This is a genomic window from Actinomadura sp. NPDC023710 (assembly GCF_040639875.1).
Classification (GTDB): Bacteria; Actinomycetota; Actinomycetes; order Streptosporangiales; family Streptosporangiaceae; genus Spirillospora; species Spirillospora citrea.
The window spans coordinates 1-16,627 of the sequence record NZ_JBFAGB010000003.1; the positions used below are offsets into that span (position 1 = coordinate 1).

At 71.8% G+C, this 16,627-nt stretch carries 14 protein-coding genes and 1 rRNA gene; 6 read left to right on the forward strand and 9 right to left on the reverse strand.

The window, feature by feature from the left end:
* The first annotated feature begins 128 nt into the window (after positions 1 to 128).
* A 5S ribosomal RNA gene (gene rrf / locus AB0H37_RS04060) occupies positions 129 to 245 on the forward strand.
* 89 nt (positions 246 to 334) lie between these two features.
* Here the strand turns inward: rrf and AB0H37_RS04065 are convergent.
* Complete coding sequence (locus tag AB0H37_RS04065; RefSeq protein WP_179836618.1) at positions 335 to 640, reverse strand: metalloregulator ArsR/SmtB family transcription factor; 306 nt, start codon at positions 638 to 640, stop codon at positions 335 to 337.
* Between the two features lie 116 nt (positions 641 to 756).
* A complete protein-coding gene (locus AB0H37_RS04070) occupies positions 757 to 2,226 on the reverse strand; it encodes an MFS transporter (protein ID WP_360611225.1) in 1,470 nt (489 codons plus the stop codon).
* 155 nt (positions 2,227 to 2,381) lie between these two features.
* Here AB0H37_RS04070 and AB0H37_RS04075 point away from each other — a divergent pair, with 155 nt between their 5' ends.
* Positions 2,382 to 3,314, forward strand: a complete 933-nt coding sequence (locus AB0H37_RS04075; RefSeq protein WP_360611227.1) for a helix-turn-helix transcriptional regulator — start codon at positions 2,382 to 2,384, stop codon at positions 3,312 to 3,314.
* 61 nt (positions 3,315 to 3,375) lie between these two features.
* Here the strand turns inward: AB0H37_RS04075 and AB0H37_RS04080 are convergent, their stop codons facing one another.
* Positions 3,376 to 4,083 carry an SDR family NAD(P)-dependent oxidoreductase gene (locus AB0H37_RS04080; protein ID WP_360611229.1) on the reverse strand — a complete coding sequence of 236 codons (708 nt, stop codon included), beginning with the start codon at positions 4,081 to 4,083 and terminating at the stop codon, positions 3,376 to 3,378.
* 78 nt (positions 4,084 to 4,161) lie between these two features.
* Here AB0H37_RS04080 and AB0H37_RS04085 point away from each other — a divergent pair, with 78 nt between their 5' ends.
* On the forward strand, positions 4,162 to 4,791 hold the full coding sequence (locus AB0H37_RS04085) for a helix-turn-helix domain-containing protein (RefSeq protein WP_360611231.1): 630 nt from the start codon (positions 4,162 to 4,164) through the stop codon (positions 4,789 to 4,791).
* 26 nt (positions 4,792 to 4,817) lie between these two features.
* On the opposite strand, the gene AB0H37_RS04090 is transcribed toward AB0H37_RS04085, so the two are convergent.
* The 5 genes from AB0H37_RS04090 to AB0H37_RS04110 all read right to left on the reverse strand — a co-directional run bounded on the left by AB0H37_RS04090 (position 4,818) and on the right by AB0H37_RS04110 (position 9,683).
* Positions 4,818 to 5,309 (reverse strand): DUF523 domain-containing protein, encoded by a 492-nt coding sequence (locus AB0H37_RS04090; RefSeq protein WP_360611233.1) that lies wholly within the window; start codon positions 5,307 to 5,309, stop codon positions 4,818 to 4,820.
* Between the two features lie 151 nt (positions 5,310 to 5,460).
* A complete protein-coding gene (locus AB0H37_RS04095) occupies positions 5,461 to 6,279 on the reverse strand; it encodes an SDR family oxidoreductase (RefSeq protein ID WP_360611235.1) in 819 nt (272 codons plus the stop codon).
* Positions 6,280 to 6,404: 125 nt separating this feature from the next.
* Entirely contained in the window at positions 6,405 to 7,946 is a 1,542-nt protein-coding gene (locus AB0H37_RS04100) for an NAD(P)/FAD-dependent oxidoreductase (protein ID WP_360611237.1), read from the reverse strand.
* A 2-nt stretch (positions 7,947 to 7,948) separates the two neighbouring features.
* Entirely contained in the window at positions 7,949 to 8,950 is a 1,002-nt protein-coding gene (locus AB0H37_RS04105) for a diiron oxygenase (protein ID WP_329087483.1), read from the reverse strand.
* A 58-nt stretch (positions 8,951 to 9,008) separates the two neighbouring features.
* Entirely contained in the window at positions 9,009 to 9,683 is a 675-nt protein-coding gene (locus AB0H37_RS04110) for a TetR/AcrR family transcriptional regulator (RefSeq protein ID WP_179836610.1), read from the reverse strand.
* A gap of 213 nt (positions 9,684 to 9,896) precedes the next feature.
* Between AB0H37_RS04110 and AB0H37_RS04115 the strand changes: the two genes are divergently transcribed.
* The 3 genes from AB0H37_RS04115 to AB0H37_RS04125 all read left to right on the forward strand — a co-directional run bounded on the left by AB0H37_RS04115 (position 9,897) and on the right by AB0H37_RS04125 (position 14,522).
* On the forward strand, positions 9,897 to 10,670 hold the full coding sequence (locus tag AB0H37_RS04115) for an ABC transporter ATP-binding protein (RefSeq protein ID WP_360611239.1): 774 nt from the start codon (positions 9,897 to 9,899) through the stop codon (positions 10,668 to 10,670).
* Complete coding sequence (locus AB0H37_RS04120) at positions 10,667 to 13,177, forward strand: FtsX-like permease family protein (RefSeq protein ID WP_360611241.1); 2,511 nt, start codon at positions 10,667 to 10,669, stop codon at positions 13,175 to 13,177. Before AB0H37_RS04115 ends, AB0H37_RS04120 begins: the two co-directional genes overlap by 4 nt.
* 133 nt (positions 13,178 to 13,310) lie before the next feature.
* Positions 13,311 to 14,522 (forward strand): pyridoxal phosphate-dependent aminotransferase, encoded by a 1,212-nt coding sequence (locus AB0H37_RS04125; protein WP_179836607.1) that lies wholly within the window; start codon positions 13,311 to 13,313, stop codon positions 14,520 to 14,522.
* Here the strand turns inward: AB0H37_RS04125 and AB0H37_RS04130 are convergent.
* Positions 14,519 to 16,570 carry an ATP-dependent DNA helicase gene (locus AB0H37_RS04130; RefSeq protein WP_329098600.1) on the reverse strand — a complete coding sequence of 684 codons (2,052 nt, stop codon included), beginning with the start codon at positions 16,568 to 16,570 and terminating at the stop codon, positions 14,519 to 14,521. The two genes, AB0H37_RS04125 and AB0H37_RS04130, sit on opposite strands and share 4 nt — an antisense overlap.
* Positions 16,571 to 16,627: the final 57 nt, after the last annotated feature.

Below are 16,627 nucleotides of genomic sequence, written 5' to 3' on the forward strand. Positions count from 1 at the left end.
TTCGCGTCCCTGTGTGGTTCCCAGAAAACAACCGGGAACCCGTTAGACTTAACTTAATTGAATGTCGAGCCGATGGCTCGGACGTGGATTTGCCCACCCCCGTTTGCTTGGGGTGGTGCGTTGAGACGTTCGGTGGTTTTGGCGAGGGGGAAACACCCGGTCCCATCCCGAACCCGGAAGTTAAGCCCTTCAGCGCCGATGGTACTGCATGGGAGACCGTGTGGGAGAGTAGGACGCCGCCGGACATATATTGCAGAAAGGCCCCGCCGTTACCGGCGGGGCCTTTCTCATTTTTGGCCTGGTGGGCGGTCATCCGGGAGGGAGACGTCGTTCTTCAACGGTGGGGCCGTGAGGGACGCTCGGCGCCCGTGGGCCTGTGGAGCCACCGCTCGACGATGTACTGAAGCGGGCTGGTGTTGATGTAGTGGAACTTGTACCGGCCCTCGCGCCTGGTCTCGACCAGGCCGGCGGCCTCAAGGACGTCGAGATGCTGCGAGATCGCCTGCCGTGAGGAGCCGAGCCCGTGCATGGTCGTCAGGCGGCCGCAGATCTCGTAGAGCGTCTGACCGTTCTGGCGGGTCAGCTCGTCGAGGATGGTGCGCCGGGTGGGGTCGGCCAAAGCCTTGAACATGTCTCCCACTCACCCAACGTTAGGCAAGCCACTGCTTGCCAGTCAAGATCGACCGCCGGTGGGCGCGGCAGGTGTTCAGTGCCCTGCCGCGCGGCCCGTGTCTCGCCGGCCCCATTGCTACCGGTCTAAAGGGGTGCTCGTTCCGTCCCGGAGCTGCTCGCTGCGGCCGTCGGGTCGAGGGGCGTCGTCGCCCGGAGGAGCAGCGGTAGGGCGGTGGCGGTCAGGCAGAGGAGACCCGCCACGAAGGTGGCCGCGTGCAGGCCGCCCAGGGTGGCGAGGACTGGATCCGTCGCGGACGAAAGCGCATCGGTGCGAGCCGTGACGATGGCCGCCAGGCCGGCCGTGCCGATGCCGCCGAGGAACTGCGGCAATTGTGACAGGCCGCCTGCGGTGCCCTGCTCGTCGTCCCGCAGCCCGGACGTCATGGTGGTGATGAAGGAGACGACCGTCAGGACGTGGCCGAAGCCCATGGCGCCGGATGTGGCGAGCAGGAGCGGAAGTCCGCCCTCCACGGGCAGGAGGACCATCGCGCCGGTGCCGATGCCCTGGACGGCGAGGCCGAGGCTCATGGCGCGGGCCTTGCCCAGGACTGCGATCAGCCGGGCGGCCAGCACACCCGCGACGAGGGCCGCGATGCCCTCCGCGAGGAAGCCGGCACCCGTGGCCAGTGCCGAATAGCCGAGCACGTCCTGCATGTAGAGGCTGAGGAGGACCGTCGTCCCGCCGCACATGCCGAGGGTGACGAAGCCGACCAGGCCGCTCCACTTCACCGTCGGCCTGTTCAGCAGGCCCAGCGGGATCAGGGGTGCCGGGTGCCGCCGCTCCGCCAGGAGGAACGCGCTCAGGGAGAGCGCCGCCAGGGAGAGGGAGCCCAGCGTCGGCGGGCTCGCCCAGCCCGCGTCGGCGCCTGTCGAGATGCCATAGACCAGGGCGAACAGGCCGATGCTCGCCAGTACGGCGCCGGGGACGTCCAGGCGGGCCGTCGCCCGTGTGCCGGTGCCACGCGGCAGCGTGGTCGTGCCGAGCAGCACCAGGACGCTGATGGCGGCCAGGAGCAGCATGGTCCAGCGCCAGTTCAGGCCGCTGGTGATGACGCCGCCGCCCAGGGTGCCGAGGACGAACCCCAGCGACAGCACCGCACCGTTGACGCCCAGCGCCCGCGTTCGGCGGGGTCCTTCCGGGAACGCCGCGGTCATCAGCGCGATGGCGGTCGGGGTGATCATCGCGGCGGACGCGCCCTGGCCCGCACGGGCGGCGATCAGCAGGGCCGGCCCCGTCGCCAGCGCCGCCGCCAGGGAGAGGCCCCCGAACAGGACGACTCCCAGGGTGAACAGCCTGCGGCGGCCGACGATGTCGGAGACGCGGCCGAACAGAGGCAGCAGGCTCGCGGTCGGGAGCAGGCAGGCCGTCGCGACCCACTGGAGCGAACCCGTGCTCGCGAAGCCCAGATCGCGTCCTATCTCGGGCAGGGCCACGGTCACGACCGAGTAGTCCAGCCCTGTCATGAAGGTGGCGCCGCACAAGATGAGCAGGGCCAGCCATCCGCGGCGGCCGAGCGCGCTGGAACGCGCGCGCCGGATCGAGTCGTCCGTCATGTTCGCCTTTCATGATGTGCCGTGCCGGAACGCATGACGGCGTCCCGGCACGGACCACCCTGCGGCGAACCGCGAGCGCTACCCAGCCCCCTGCTGAGGGCACCCCTGCGGTGCCTACATCCGACAGGTGCAGGCAAAGGGGGGCGGAGGCGGGCATGCTGGACGGCATGGAGCAGCGGTCCGAACTCGGTGAGTTCCTGCGCAGCCGTCGCGCCCGGCTTCGCCCCGAGGACGTCGGCCTACCCGACTACGGCGGCCGGCGGCGCGTGCCCGGTCTGCGCCGCGAGGAACTGGCGCAGCTCGCGGGCGTCAGCGCCGGGTACTACACACGCTTGGAGCAGGGGCAGAGCACCAACGCCTCGCAGGCCGTCCTCGACGCGGTCGCCCGCGTCCTGCGGCTGGACGAGACGGAGCACGCCTACATGGGGAGCCTTGCCCGCCAGAAAGCGGAACCGCGCCGGCGCCCGCGCCCGGAGCGGCTGCGCCCCGCGGTCCGCCTCATGGTCGGCGCGTTCGGCGACACCCCCGCACTGATCATGGGGCGCCGCTACGACGTGCTCGCCTGGAACCGCGCCGCGCACGCGCTGCTCGCCGGGCACGTCCCGTTCGAGGCTCCCGAGCAGCCCCGTGGACGCCCCAACATCGCCCGCCTGGTCTTCCTGGACCCGCATACGCGCGAGCTGTACGCCGACTGGCGGACCAAGGCCCGGGACACGGTCGCGGACGTCCGCATGACCGCCGCCCGCTACCCCCACGACCCGGAACTGAACGGCCTCATCGGCGAGCTCACCGTGCACAGCCCGGAGTTCACGTCCTTGTGGGCGGCGCATCCGGTCCAGGACTGCGCCGTCCGGTACACGCGCGAGTTCCGGCATCCGCTGGTGGGGGCGATGACGCTGAACAACGAGATCATGGAGCTGTCCAACGACGAGGGCCAGCGCATGGCGGTGTTCACCGCCGACCCGGGCACCCCCTCGGCCGCAGCACTGAGCCTGCTCGCGGGCCTGGCCGGGGAGGCCGCCGGCATCCTCGAAGGCGGCGCCGCTCGCGCGGCGACACCACCGGGAGCGTCCGAACGGAACGGCTGAGGAGCGACCACCACGAGCTCCGCGCGGCAAGTTGCGATGATGCGCCGCGTGGGGGAGGGCGTTACGCCAGCGCGTTGAAGACCGCTTCGGCGCGGTCGCGCTTGGCATAGAGGTCCCATGCGGTGTCGGCGATGTCGTCGGGGTCGAGGGTGCCGACGGTGATGCCGTCCAGGTCCTCCATCCGGGACATGATCATCCGGTGGATGTCGCCGCGTTCGATCAGGCCGCCGATCGTCAGCGTGCCGGCGTAGATCCCCTTCTCGGTCAGGGCCGCGTTCAGGGTGAGGGCGTAGTTCCGCAGCGCCGCCGAGGAGAGGGCGAAGCCGCCGAGCACGGGCATCGGGACGACGGCGCTGAGGCCGCCCGCGAACAGCAGCCCGCCGCTGCCGCGCTCCAGCATCCCGGGCAGGACGGCGCCCACCACGTCGATCGCCGGATACACCCAGCTCATCGCCTCCTTGGCGGTCGGTACGTCCGTCGAGGTGATGGCGGTGGGCCGGGCATCGGGGTCCGCCGCGCCGGGGCCGTAGTAGACGACGTCGACGGGGCCGACGGCGTCGAGCGCGGCGAGCAGCGCGTCACGGTCGCGGACGTCCGCGGCGCGGGCCGTGGCCTCGATGCCCTCGGCCTCCAGCGCCGCGAGGTAGCCGGGGTGGCGCGCCGGGTTCCTGGACAGGAGCACGATCTTGTGGCCTTCGCGGCCGAAGCGGTGCGCGACGGACATGCCGAGACCCGGTCCGGCCCCGATGACGACGGTCGTGGATGACATGTGAACCTCCAGAAAGTTGAGGACGCCCTCAACTTAGCATGAAACTTGAGGGTCTCCTCAATTTCGTAGTATGGGGGCATGGCCGGGAAGAGCAGGCCGCCTCGGGCGGACGCCGTGCGCAATCGGGACAAGCTGGTGGCCGCCGGCGCGGCCGTGTTCGGGGAACGCGGCCTCGACGCGCCGCTGGAGGAGGTCGCGCGGCGGGCGGGCGTGAGCATCGGCACGCTCTACAACCACTTCCCCGCGAGGGAGAACCTCTTCGACGCCATCTTCCCCGCCCGCCTAGCCGCGCTCGACGAGATCGTCGAGCGGTCCCTGGCCGAGCCCGACCCCTGGAGCGGGTTCGTCGGCTACATCGAGGGGCTGTTCGCCTTGCAGGCCGAGGACCGCGGGCTCAACGACGCGCTCGCCCGGCGCTACCCCCTCGCCGCCGAGTTGAACGCCGCCTGCGATCGGGGATTCGACCACCTGGTGACGATCACGGCCAGGGCCAAGGAGGCCGGGGATCTGCGCCCCGACTTCGAGCCGCAGGACGTCGTGCCGCTGATGTGGGCGATGTCGCAGGTCATCCGGGAGTCCGCGGACGCCGCGCCCGACGCCTGGCGGCGCTGCCTCGGGTTCTTCCTCGACGGGCTGCGGGCCGAGGCCGCGCGGCCGCTGCCCGTTTCGGCGCTGACCGCCGAGCAGATGGCCCGTTTCACGGCTTGAGGTCGGTGCGCCGGACTCTCCCGTGTTCAGGCTTCCAGGTCGCCGAGGAGGGCGTCCAGTTCGCCCAGTTCGTCTTCGCTGAAGACGTGGATGCCGGAGCGGCGGAGGAGCGCGGTCGTCACGCCGGAGCCGGGGACCGACGTGCCGGTGAAGGTGCCGTCGTGGACGCGGTGGCCGCCGCAGGACGGGCTCCCCTCTTTGAGCAGGGCAAGGCGGGCGCCGGCGCGCCGCGCGGCCTCCAGGGCCAGGCGGGCGCCGCGCAGGAACTCGCCGGTGACGTCGGCGCCGCTGCCGGTGAGGATGCGGGCCGTGCCGTCGAGGACGTCGCCGCCGTCCCCGCCGACGATCTCGGCCGGCGGGCGGGGGACGGGCAGGCCGCCCGACACCTCGGGACAGAACGGGACGAGGCGGCCCTCGGTGCGCCAGCGCTCGAAGAGCCCGCCCGCCACCGGCTTGGCCGCGCCGTCGTAGCGGACGGGCCGCCCGGCGAGGCATGAGCTGACCAGGATGCGCTCCACGCCGTCCAGCCTATGCGGGCCGTCGCCCGTCTCCCGCGCGGAGGTCGGCCCACGGTGTTCTCCTCGGACGGTCCGAGCAACCCGCCTTCGACCTGCGACATTCGAAGCCGTCGCAGGTCGAAGGAGAGAGGCGTTCCGGCGGGCGACCGTCCTACTTGCCGCCGCGGATGCGGTTGACGCCGATCTGGGCGACGCGGACGGCCGCGCCCGGGTTGAGGCGGACGCCGCGCCAGGCGAGGCGGCCGTGGGCGGGCGAGACGATCAGGGCCTGGTTCTTGGCGACGCCGCGCATGATGTCGCGCGCGAGCTTCTCGGCCGTGTACAGGCGCGGTGCCGCCTTCGCGATGTCGCCGGTGGCGTCGCCGCTCAGCGGGGTCTCGGGCAGGTCGGGGTTGACGTTGTGCAGGAGCGGGGTGTCCACGAAGCTCGGGCACACGACGCTGACCTTGACGCCGCGCCCCGCGGCCTCGGCGCGCAGGCCGAGGGAGAGGCCGACGACGGCGTGCTTGGTGGCGGTGTAGGGGATGCCGATCGGCATCGGGACGAGCCCGGCGAGCGAGGCGGTGTTGACGATGTGGCCGCGGCCCTGCTCCAGCATGATCGGGTAGGCGGCGTGGACGCCGTGCACGACGCCCTTGAGGTTGATGTCGATGGCGCGGTTCCAGTGGTCGAGGGTGAGCTCCTCGGCCAGCCCGCCGACCGCGATGCCCGCGTTGTTGAACACCAGGTCGAGCCGCCCGTGGTCGGCCTTGACGCCCTGGTAGAGGTCGGCGACGGCGCCGGCGTCGGTGACGTCGAGGGGGGCGGAGACGGCCTTGCCCATGCCGAGGGTGTTCAGTTTGTCGGCGACCTGCGCGGCGCCCTCGGCGTTGATGTCGGTGACCACGACGGTGTCGCCGCGCGCCACCAGGGACGTGGCGATCGCACGGCCGATGCCGGACGCTCCTCCGGTCACGATCGCGATGCTCATTGCGCGCTCCGCTCGGGTGAACAGCGGGTCCGGGCTCGGGGGTGGGGCGAGCCCGGACCGCACTGGCTAATTGGATGTTCTGTTCAATTGCGTGGATTCTAGGTGGCGGCGCGGGCCGCCGGTACTCACCGGGACGACAAACTCGGCGCCGCGGACTCGTCCCGGCGCTCGATCTGGAAGTCGCCGGGGTCGAGGCGGCGGGTCCGCAGCCAGAAGGCGAGGGTGGACGCCGGCCACGCCGCCCGGTTCACGCCCTCGCGGTCGAGGTACCAGCTGTCGCAGCCCCCGGCCACCCACACGGCGCCCTCCGAGCGGTGCTGCACCCAGCGGTTGAACCGGTCCTGCGCGGACGGCCTGACCGAGATCGCGGAGCCGCCCGCGTCGTCCAGCATCGCCAGGCACTGCAGGACGTAGCGGACCTGCGCCTCGATGATGAAGATCATCGAGTTGTGGCCGAGGCCGGAGTTCGGGCCGAGCAGCAGGAACAGGTTCGGGAAGCCCTTCACGGCGACGCCGAGGTGCGCCTCGATGCCGTCCCGCCACGCGTCCTGGATCCTCAGCCCGTCGCGGCCGACGATGCGGGCGCCGTCGAAGGCGTCGGTGACGTGGAAGCCGGTGCCGAAGACGATGGCGTCCACCTCGTGCTCGCGCCCGTCGCGCGTGACGATCGAACTCGGGCGGATCTCGGTGATGCCCTCGATGGTCAGCTCCACGTTGGGCCGCATCAGCGCCGGGTAGTAGTCACTGGACACCAGCGTCCGCTTGCAGCCCATCGTGTAGTCGGGGGTGAGCTTTCGGCGCAGGTCCCGGTCCGGCACCTGCCGGGCCAGGTGCCGGCGGGCCAGGGAACCGGCCGCCTTCAGCAGCCTGGGGTTCTTGAACCCCAGGACGAAGCTCTCCTGCATCAGGTAGATGCCGTTGCGGTACCCGCGCTGGACGAGCGGGACGCGGCGGAACAGCGCCCGCTCCACCCCGGTGACCCGGCGGTCGGGCTTCGGCAGGATCCACGGCGGCGTCCGCTGGAACACCGTCAGATGCCGGACCTTCCCCGCGATCTGCGGGACGAACTGGATCGCCGACGCGCCCGTCCCGATCACCGCGACCCGCTTGCCGGTCAGGTCGTAGGAGTGGTCCCACTCGGCGGAGTGGAACGCCGTCCCCTCGAACGAGGCGAGACCGGGCAGGTCGGGGATCCTCGGACGGTGCAGGGGCCCCATTCCGGCGACCAGCGCCCGCCCGCGGACGGTCTCGCCGCCGTTGACGGTCACCCGCCAGGTGTCGGTGGCGTCGTCGTACTCCGTCGCGGTCACCTCGGCGTTGAACCGGATGTGCTGCGCGAGCTCGTACTTGTCGACCACGTCCTTGATGTACCGCAGCAGCTCGCCCTGCTTCGGGAACATCCGCGACCAGTCGTTCTTCGGCTCGAAAGAGTAGGAGTACAGCAGCGACATGATGTCGCACGCGCATCCGGGATAGGTGTTCTCCCGCCACGTCCCGCCGACCTCGTTCGCCTTCTCCAGGATGACGAAGTCGTGCACGCCGGCCTTCTTCAGCCCGATCGCCATCCCGAGGCCCGAGAAGCCCGTCCCGATGACGACGACCTTGTACGGGCCGCCCGGCCCCGCCGCGGGCGTGACGACGGCGGGGCCGCCCTCGGCCTGCGCCATGCTCAGGCGGCCTTGGCCGGCTCGACCGCGCGGCGCTGCTTGGGCTCGTCCCAGATGCCGAAGGCCTTCCAGACCTGCTTGTTCACCGGCGTGACCACGCCGAGCTCGGCCATCAGGTCGCGGATCTTGCCGACCGAGTTGGAGATCTCCGCCTGCGCGGCGTCGTTCTTGTAGGCGGCGCGGACGACGTCCTTCGGGATGTTGAAGTGCCGCACCATCGGGCCGGGCGGGGAGAGCATGATCCGCGCCATCACGCCGAGGACGACGGGCGTCGCGATGCCGAGGATCCGGCGGCGCACCGGGTGCATGTTCGGGACGCGGTGCTTGAGGTAGTGCCGGGCGAACGAGATGTGCCGGGCCTCCTCCGCGATGTGGATCTTCATGATGGTCTCCTCCAGGGGGTGCTTGATGTGCCCGCCCTTGAGGGACTTGCGCTGGACGTAGTCGATCGGGTCCTCGCCGCCGAGCACGAAGATGAAGAACATCTCGGTGCTGACCAGCGGGATCCACGGGGCGGCCTGCGCGATGAGGCTGAGCGCGCGCGGCATGCCGCGGATCGGCATCTTCGTCCGGTTCACGAACTCCTGGAACATCATGCCGTGGTGACATTCCTCGGTCGTCTCGTGGTAGACGTACCGGAACTCGGGCCGCCCGTTCGGCAGCCGGTAGGCGTAGTTGAGCAGCCCGCGCTTCAGCAGGTTCTCGAACTGCAGCCCGATCTTCATCGCGGTGGCGACGCGCCAGAGGCCGATCTGCGACTTGATCTCCGGCGGCTGCGACTGGTACCACGCCGTCTCCCCGAGCCGGTCGAACGGCGGCAGCACCCAGCGCGGGTCGTTCTTGTCGACGAGGAACTCGGGGTCGTCCCAGGGGATGTCGGCGTAGGCCTCCCAGTGCTTGTCGACCGAGGCCTTGTTCAGGCGGTCGATGACGCCGAGGTACGACTTCTTGTCCTTGACCTGCTCGCGGACCTCGTCGGCGAGTTCGGTGGGGGCTTTCGGCATGGGGGACGCTCCCTCGGGGTGGTGCGGTCGGCCGGGGCCGGTGTGTGACGGGTCGTGGCTAGGGGCCGGTGCGGGGCCGGGCCTCCGCCTGGCCCGGCTCGGGGACGATCAGCTGCGCGACGTCCTTGACCTGGCGCAGCACCGCGGCCTGGTGGCCGTCGGCGTCGTCGTCCAGCGCGTTCTGGATGGACAGCCCGACGAACATGGCGAACAGGGTGCGCAGCGTCGTCGAGACGAAGTCGGGGGGAAGGGTGTTGTCGGGGAACAGCCGCTCGAAGGTCTCCGTGATCACCTGGAGGATCCGCTCGTTCAGATCGCGGCACAGCGGCCGCAGCTCGTCGTCGGTGCGGGCCGCCACCGCCAGCTCCATGAGGGCCTTGGCCGGACGGCCGCGGAACACCTCCCAGAGCAGGTCGAGCGCCCCCGACACGTTGCGCCGCTCCGCCGGCAGCACCGCGAAGGCCGTCTCGTAGGCCAGGCGCTGCGCCTCCAGCAGGTGCTCCAGCGCCGCCGCGACGAGGACCATCTTCGTCGGGTAGTGGTGCTGCTGCGCCCCGCGCGAGACGCCGGCGCGGCGCGCCACCTCCGTGGTGGACGTCCCGGACCAGCCGAGGTCCACCAGGCACTCCGTGGTGGCCTCCAGGAGCCTGGCCTGCGTGCGCTCCCGGCGCTCCTCCTGCGTGCGGCGCCCGGAGGAGCCGTGCCGGTGACGTCTGCGGCTGCTTACTGACACGACTCCGACGGTACGAGCGCGAGATACATGCAATCAAGCCTGCATGTATGTTGCCCGCATCACAATTGGACACCGCGTCTTATTGATCTTCGCCGGTCCGCCGCGTACCGCGCCGGACGTATCAGGCCCCCCGCGCGGCCTCCCCGGGGAGCAGGCGCAGTGCATCTCCTGGCCCGACGACGGGCCCCATGGCGCGAGGCCACGATCCCGGTCATGGAGAACGCAGCGAAAGCACGCCGACCGATCGGGGAGGCCGTCGCGGGCGGCGCCCGCACGGTGGGCCTCAGCAAGGTCTACGGGTCCGGCGCCATGGCGGTGCGGGCCCTCGACGACGTCAGCGTGGAGTTCCCGGCGGGCCGGTTCACCGCGATCATGGGGCCGTCCGGGGCGGGGAAGTCCACGCTCATGCACTGCGTCGCGGGCCTGGAGGACGCGACGTCCGGCAAGGTCCACGTCGGCGACCAGGAGCTCGGGGCGCTGTCGGACCGCCGCCTGACGCGGCTCAGGCGCGAGCGGATCGGGTTCGTGTTCCAGGCGTTCAACCTGCTCCCCACGCTGACGGCCCGCGACAACATCCTCCTGCCCCTGACCCTCGCGGGGGCGGACCCGGAGCGGGAGTGGCTGGACACGGTCGTCCGCGTCCTGAAGCTGGGGGACCGGCTGTCGCACCGTCCCTCGGAGATGTCGGGCGGGCAGCAGCAGCGCGTGGCGCTGGCCCGCGCCCTGGTCACGCGCCCGCAGATCGTGTTCGCGGACGAGCCGACCGGCAACCTCGACTCCCGCACCGGCGCCGAGGTGCTGGCGCTCCTGCGCGACGCCGTGGACCACCTGGGGCAGACCGTGGCGATGGTCACCCACGACCCGGTCGCCGCCGGGCACGCCGACGCGGTGGTGTTCCTGGCCGACGGCCGGATCGTGGACGTCATGGACGCGCCCACACCCGACCGCGTGCTCGACCGCATGCGCGGGCTGGGGGACCACCGATGACCGGGCTCGTCTTCAAGGAGCTGTGGGGACGCAAGCGCCGCATGGCCGGATCCCTGATGGCGGTCTTCCTCGGCGTGACGTTCCTGACCGGGACGCTCGTCCTCGGCGACACCCTCGCGGCGAGCATCGACGGGTACGTCTCCAGTGCGTACGGAGACACGGACGTGGTCGTCCGGAACGCGACCAGGGTGAGCGACGCGCCGTGGGGCGCGCGCGGGCAGATCGACGCGTCCGTCCTGGACGGTGTGCGCCAGGTGAAGGGCGTCGCCAACGCCGAGCCGACCATCGAGGGGTCGGGGCAGCTGCTCGCCAAGGACGGCACGGTGATCCCGTCGCGCGGCCCCCGGACGGCGGGCAACTGGAAGACCGACCCGAAGCTCAACCCCTACCGGCTCGCCGAAGGGCGGGCGCCCCGCGCCCCGGACGAGGTCGTCATCGACAGGATGTTCGCCGACGAGGGCCACCTGAAGGTCGGCGACCGGACGGCGGTGCTCACGCCGGAGAAGGTCTCGGTGACCGTCGTCGGCATCAGCATGTTCGGCGACGAGGAGGCCTTCGGCGAGACGTCCTTCACGGCGTTCTCCCTCGACGGGGCCCGCAGGCACGTCGCGAAGGGCGCCGACCGCATCAGCGGCGTCGCCGTCCGCGCCGAGGACGGCGTCGACCAGGCGGAACTGGCGTCCCGTGTGCGGCCGGTGCTGCCCGCCGGGGTCCAGGCCCTCACGAAGAAGGCGCAGGTCGAGGAGGGCATGAGCCTCGTCCAGAACGGCTTCCTGCGCGTGTTCAGGACCGTCCTGGCCGCGTTCGGCGGCGTGGCGCTGCTGGTGGCCGCGTTCAGCATCCACAACACGTTCGCGATCACGATGGCGCAGCGGACCCGCGAGTCGGCCCTGCTGCGCGCGCTCGGCGCCGGGCGCCGGCAGGTCGTCACCATCGTCGGATTCGAGGCGCTGGTGATCGGCGCCACCGCTACCCTCGCCGGACTCGCCGGCGGGCTCGGGTTCGCCGCCCTGCTCCGGGAGCTGTTCATCCGCTTCCGCATCGGCATCGCGCTGGAGGGCCTCACCGTCGCCGCCACCACGTTCATGATCGCGGTCCCGGTGGGGCTGCTGGTCACGCTGGCCGCCGCGCTCGGCCCGGCGCTGAAGGCGTCGCGGGTGCCGCCGCTGGCCGCGCTGCGCGAGGTCGCGGCCGAGACGTCCCGGCCGTCGGAGACCCGCCTCATCGTCGGCGGCGTCTTCGCGGCGGTCGCGGTCGGCACCGTCTCGTTCGGCGCGGTCACCGGGCAGATGGCGATGGCGGCCGCGGGCGCGGTGATGACCGTCGTCTCGATGGTCGTGCTCGGTCCCGTCGCGGCCCGTCCCGTCGCGGCGCTGCTCGGCGGGCCCGCCGCGCGGCTGCGCGGCGTGCCCGGGGCGCTCGCGCGCGACAACGCCACCCGCAGCCCGGCGCGCACGGCCGGGGCGGCGACCGCGCTGATGATCGGCGTCGGGGTCGTCACGCTGATGACGGTGTTCCTCGGATCGCTGCGCGCCTCCCTGGAGGACGGCGTCGCCGGGTCGTTCAAGGGCCCGATCGTCGTGGATGCGGGAACCAACGAGACCGGCGGGTTCGCCACCTCGCTCGTGCGGGAGGCGGCCGAGCTGCCCCAAGTGGGGGACGTCGCCGGGATGGGCACGGGCGGCATGCGGGTGAACGGCGAGCCGTCCACCGTCAGCGTGGCCGACCCGTCGAGCCTGCGGCGCGTCCTCGACCTGGACGTCACCCAAGGCGGCCTCAACGACGCCGGTACGTTCGCCGTCTCGAAGAAGGCCGCGGACGACAACGGCTGGCGCGTGGGTACCGCGGTCGGCGTGAGGTTCGCGGACGGTGCCTCACAGAAGCTCACCGTGGGCGCCGTCTACGGCAACACCGACATGACCGGCGACTACCTTGTCCCGCGGTCGGTGTGGGACGCGCACACCAGGCAGCCGCTGGACACCAGGGCGTTCGTCGAGCTGAAGCCCGGCGCGTCGGTCGCGTCCGCCCGGCAGGCCCTCACCGCGCTGGCCAAGCCGTACGGGGCGCCCGCCGTGGAGTCGAGGGACGAGTTCGTGGCGGCGCAGACCGAGGAGATGGCCGGTTTCATCAGCGTCGTCTACGGGATGCTGATCCTGGCCATCGTCGTCGCGCTGCTCGGCATCGCCAACACGCTGTCGCTCGCCGTCCACGAGCGGACCCGCGAACTCGGCCTGCTCCGCGCGGTCGGCGCGACGCGCCCGCAGATCCGGTCGATGGTGCGCTGGGAATCGGTCATCGTGGCGCTGTTCGGCACCGGCGGCGGTCTCGGCCTCGGCGTGTTCCTCGGCTGGGGCCTCGGCGCCGCCCTCGGCAACCCGTTCGCGCCGCCCGCCGCGCAGGTCGCGGTCATCGCCGGGGTCGGCGCGGTCGCGGGGGCGCTCGCCGCGATCCGTCCCGCCCGGCGGGCGGCGCGGCTGGCGATCCTGTCCGCCATCGCCGCGCCGTGACCCTCGCCGCGCCGTGACGCGCCCGTCCCCGTTCCCCCGGCGCCGCGCCGGGGGAACGGGGCGTCCTCCCAGGTCGCAGGGCCGTTTCGGGGCGGGCCGCGTGTCGCGCGCGGGCCGTGGCTAAGGTAAGTCCATGCAGGTCAACCAGTCGGGCAAGCTGACCAACGTCTGTTACGACATCCGCGGGCCGGTCCTCAAGCGCGCCAAGCAGATGGAGAACGAGGGCAGCAAGATCCTCAAGCTGCACATCGGCAACCCGGCCCCCTTCGGGTTCGAGGCGCCGCCCGGACTCCTCCAGGACATGATCCGCAACCTGCCGGAGGCGCACGGCTACAGCGACTCCAAGGGCATCCTGCCCGCCCGCCGCGCCATCGTGCAGGGCTTCGAGGACAGCGGTGTCACCGGCGTCGACGTCGAGGACGTCTACCTCGGCAACGGCGTCTCCGAGCTCATCGTCATGACGCTGCAGGCGCTGCTCAACGACGGCGACGAGGTGCTCATCCCGACGCCCGACTACCCGCTGTGGACGGCGGCGGTGTCGCTGTGCGGGGGGACGCCCGTCCACTACCTGTGCGACGAGGACGACGGGTGGCAGCCGAGCCTGGACGACATCGAGTCCAAGATCGGCGACCGCACCCGGGCCCTGGTGATCATCAACCCGAACAACCCGACCGGCGCCGTCTACTCGCGCGAGGTGCTCTCGCGCATCGTCGAGGTCGCCCGCCGCCGCAACCTGATCATCTTCGCGGACGAGATCTACGACCGGATCCTCTACGACGACGCCGAGCACGTCCCGATCGCGTCCCTGGCCCCCGACCTGCTGTGCCTCACCTTCGGCGGCCTGTCCAAGAACTATCGCGTCGCCGGGTTCCGCTCGGGATGGGTGGTGCTGTCCGGGCCGAAGGAGCACGCCGAGTCCTACATCGAGGGCCTCGACATCCTCGCCAACATGCGGCTGTGCCCGAACGTCCCGGGGCAGCACGCCATCCAGGCCGCGCTCGGCGGCTACCAGAGCATCGACGAGCTCGTCCTGCCGACCGGGCGCCTCGGCGAGCAGCGCGACCGCGCCTGGAAACTGCTGAACGACCTGCCGGGCGTCAGCTGCGTCAAACCGCGCGGCGCCCTGTACGTCTTCCCGCGCCTGGACCCGGAGATGTACCCGATCGAGGACGACATGCGCTTCGCCCTCGACCTGCTGGAGCAGCAGAAGCTCCTCATCGTGCAGGGGACCGGGTTCAACTGGCCGTCCACCGACCACTTCCGCATCGTCACCCTCCAGTACGCCGACGACCTGGAGGACGCCGTCGGGCGCATCGGGGAGTTCCTCTCCACCTACCGCCGCTAGGACGGTGACGCGGCGGCGTCGAGGCGCCGGAGGGCGCCGCGGACGACGGCGGGATCCGTGGTCGCCCAGAACGGCGGCAGCGAGTTCTTGAGGAAGCCGCCGTAGCGGGCCGTGGCGAGCCGCGGGTCGAGGACGGCGACCACGCCCCGGTCGTCCATCGAGCGCAGCAGCCGGCCCGCGCCCTGCGCGAGCAGCAGCGCCGCGTGCGTCGCCGCGACCGCCATGAACCCGTTGCCGCCGCGCGCCGCGACGGCCCGGGACCGCGCCGAGGACACCGGGTCGTCCGGGCGCGGGAACGGGATGCGGTCCATGATGACGAGCTGCAGCGAGGGGCCGGGGACGTCCACGCCCTGCCAGAGCGACAGGGTGCCGAACAGGCAGGTCCGCTCGTCCTCGGCGAACTGCTTCACCAGCAGCGACGTGGAGTCTTCGCCCTGGCACAGCAGCGGGTGGGTCAGGTGGTCCTTCAGCTCGTCGGCGGCCTGGCGAGCGGCGCGCATCGAGGAGAACAGGCCGAGCGTCCGCCCGCCCGCCGCCTCGATCAGCTCGGTGATCTCGGTCAGGTAGGCGTCGGCGAGGCCGTCGCGCCCCGGCTGCGGCAGATGCCGCGCGACGTAGAGGATGCCCGCCTTCGGATGGTCGAACGGCGAACCGACGTCGAGGCCCGACCAGACGACCTCGGTCTCCTCGCCCTTCTCCGTCGCGGTCTGCGCGAGGCCCTCGGCAGCGGTCTTGGCGTCCCTCGACGCGCCCTCGTCCAGCGGCGGCAGGCCCCACTGGCGGGCGAGCGGCTCGAACGATCCGCCCAGCGTGAGCGTCGCCGACGTCAGGACCGCGGTGCGCTGCTCGAACAGCGTCGTGCGCAGCAGCCCGCCGACACCGATCGGCGCCACGTGCAGCGCCGGCGGCCGCTTCGGGCGCCCTTCCTGGACGAACGGCTTCTCCAGCCACACCACGTCGAAGCGCTGCGCCATCTCGGGCTGGAACGCCTCCAGGATTCGCACGGCCGTGTCGTGCAGTTCCTCAAGCGAGGACCGCGCCGCCTTGCGCGCGGCCATGTCGCCGGGGTCGGAATCCTTCTTCTCCGGCCCGAGCGCCGTGATGCAGCCGTGCGCGGCGTCCCGCACGGAGGCCAGAGTGTTGCCCAGGGCGCCGGACAGGACGTCCATTCGGCCCGCGGGCATCTCCTCCAGCAGAAGGCCGAGGCCTTCGGCGGCCTCCTTGAGCCGGTCGGCGACGTGCTCCTCGGTCAGGCGCCCGCACCGCCGCGCGGCCGTCTCCACGCCGGCCGCGCTCAGATCCCCCGTCGCGACGGAGGTGACCCGGTCGACCAGCTCGTGGGCCTCGTCCACGATCACCACGTCGTGCTCGGGCAGGACCTGGAACTCCTCCAGGGCGTCGATGGCCAGCAGTGCGTGGTTGGTGACGACGATGTGCGCCTCGCCGGCCTCCGCCCGCGCCAGCTCGGCGAAGCACTCGCTCCCGTGCGGGCACCGCTGCGCGCCCAGGCACTCCTTCGCCGTCACGGCGACCTGCCGCCACGCCTGCTCGCCCACCCCCGGAACCAGCTCGTCGCGGTCGCCGGTCTTGGTCTCCTCGGCCCACTCGTTCAGCCGCTTGACCTGCCGTCCGAGCGAGGACAGCTGCTGCGGGTCGAACAGGCTCGGCCCGCCGTCCTCCTCCTCGGGCACGCCCGTCTGCACCCGGTGCAGGCACAGGTAGTTGCGGCGCCCCTTGAGGATCGCGAACTTCAGCTCCGTCCCGAGCAGCGGCCCGAGGGCCTCGGCGAGCCGCGGCAGGTCGCGGTCGACGAGCTGCCGCTGCAACGCGATCGTCGCCGTGGACACCACCACGGTCGTCTTCTCCTTGACGGCATGGCGGATCGCGGGAACCAGATAGGCGAGCGACTTGCCCGTCCCCGTGCCGGCCTGCGCGGCGACGTGCTCCCCGGACTCGATGGCGTTCTCGACCGCCTGCGCCATCGTCACCTGCCCGGGGCGCTCGGCGCCCCCGACGGACGCGACGGCCGCGGCGAGAAGGGTCGCCATGTCGGGAATCTGGGTCTCGCTGCCGGTCAGCAGATCAGGGGCGGGCACGTCGCCCAA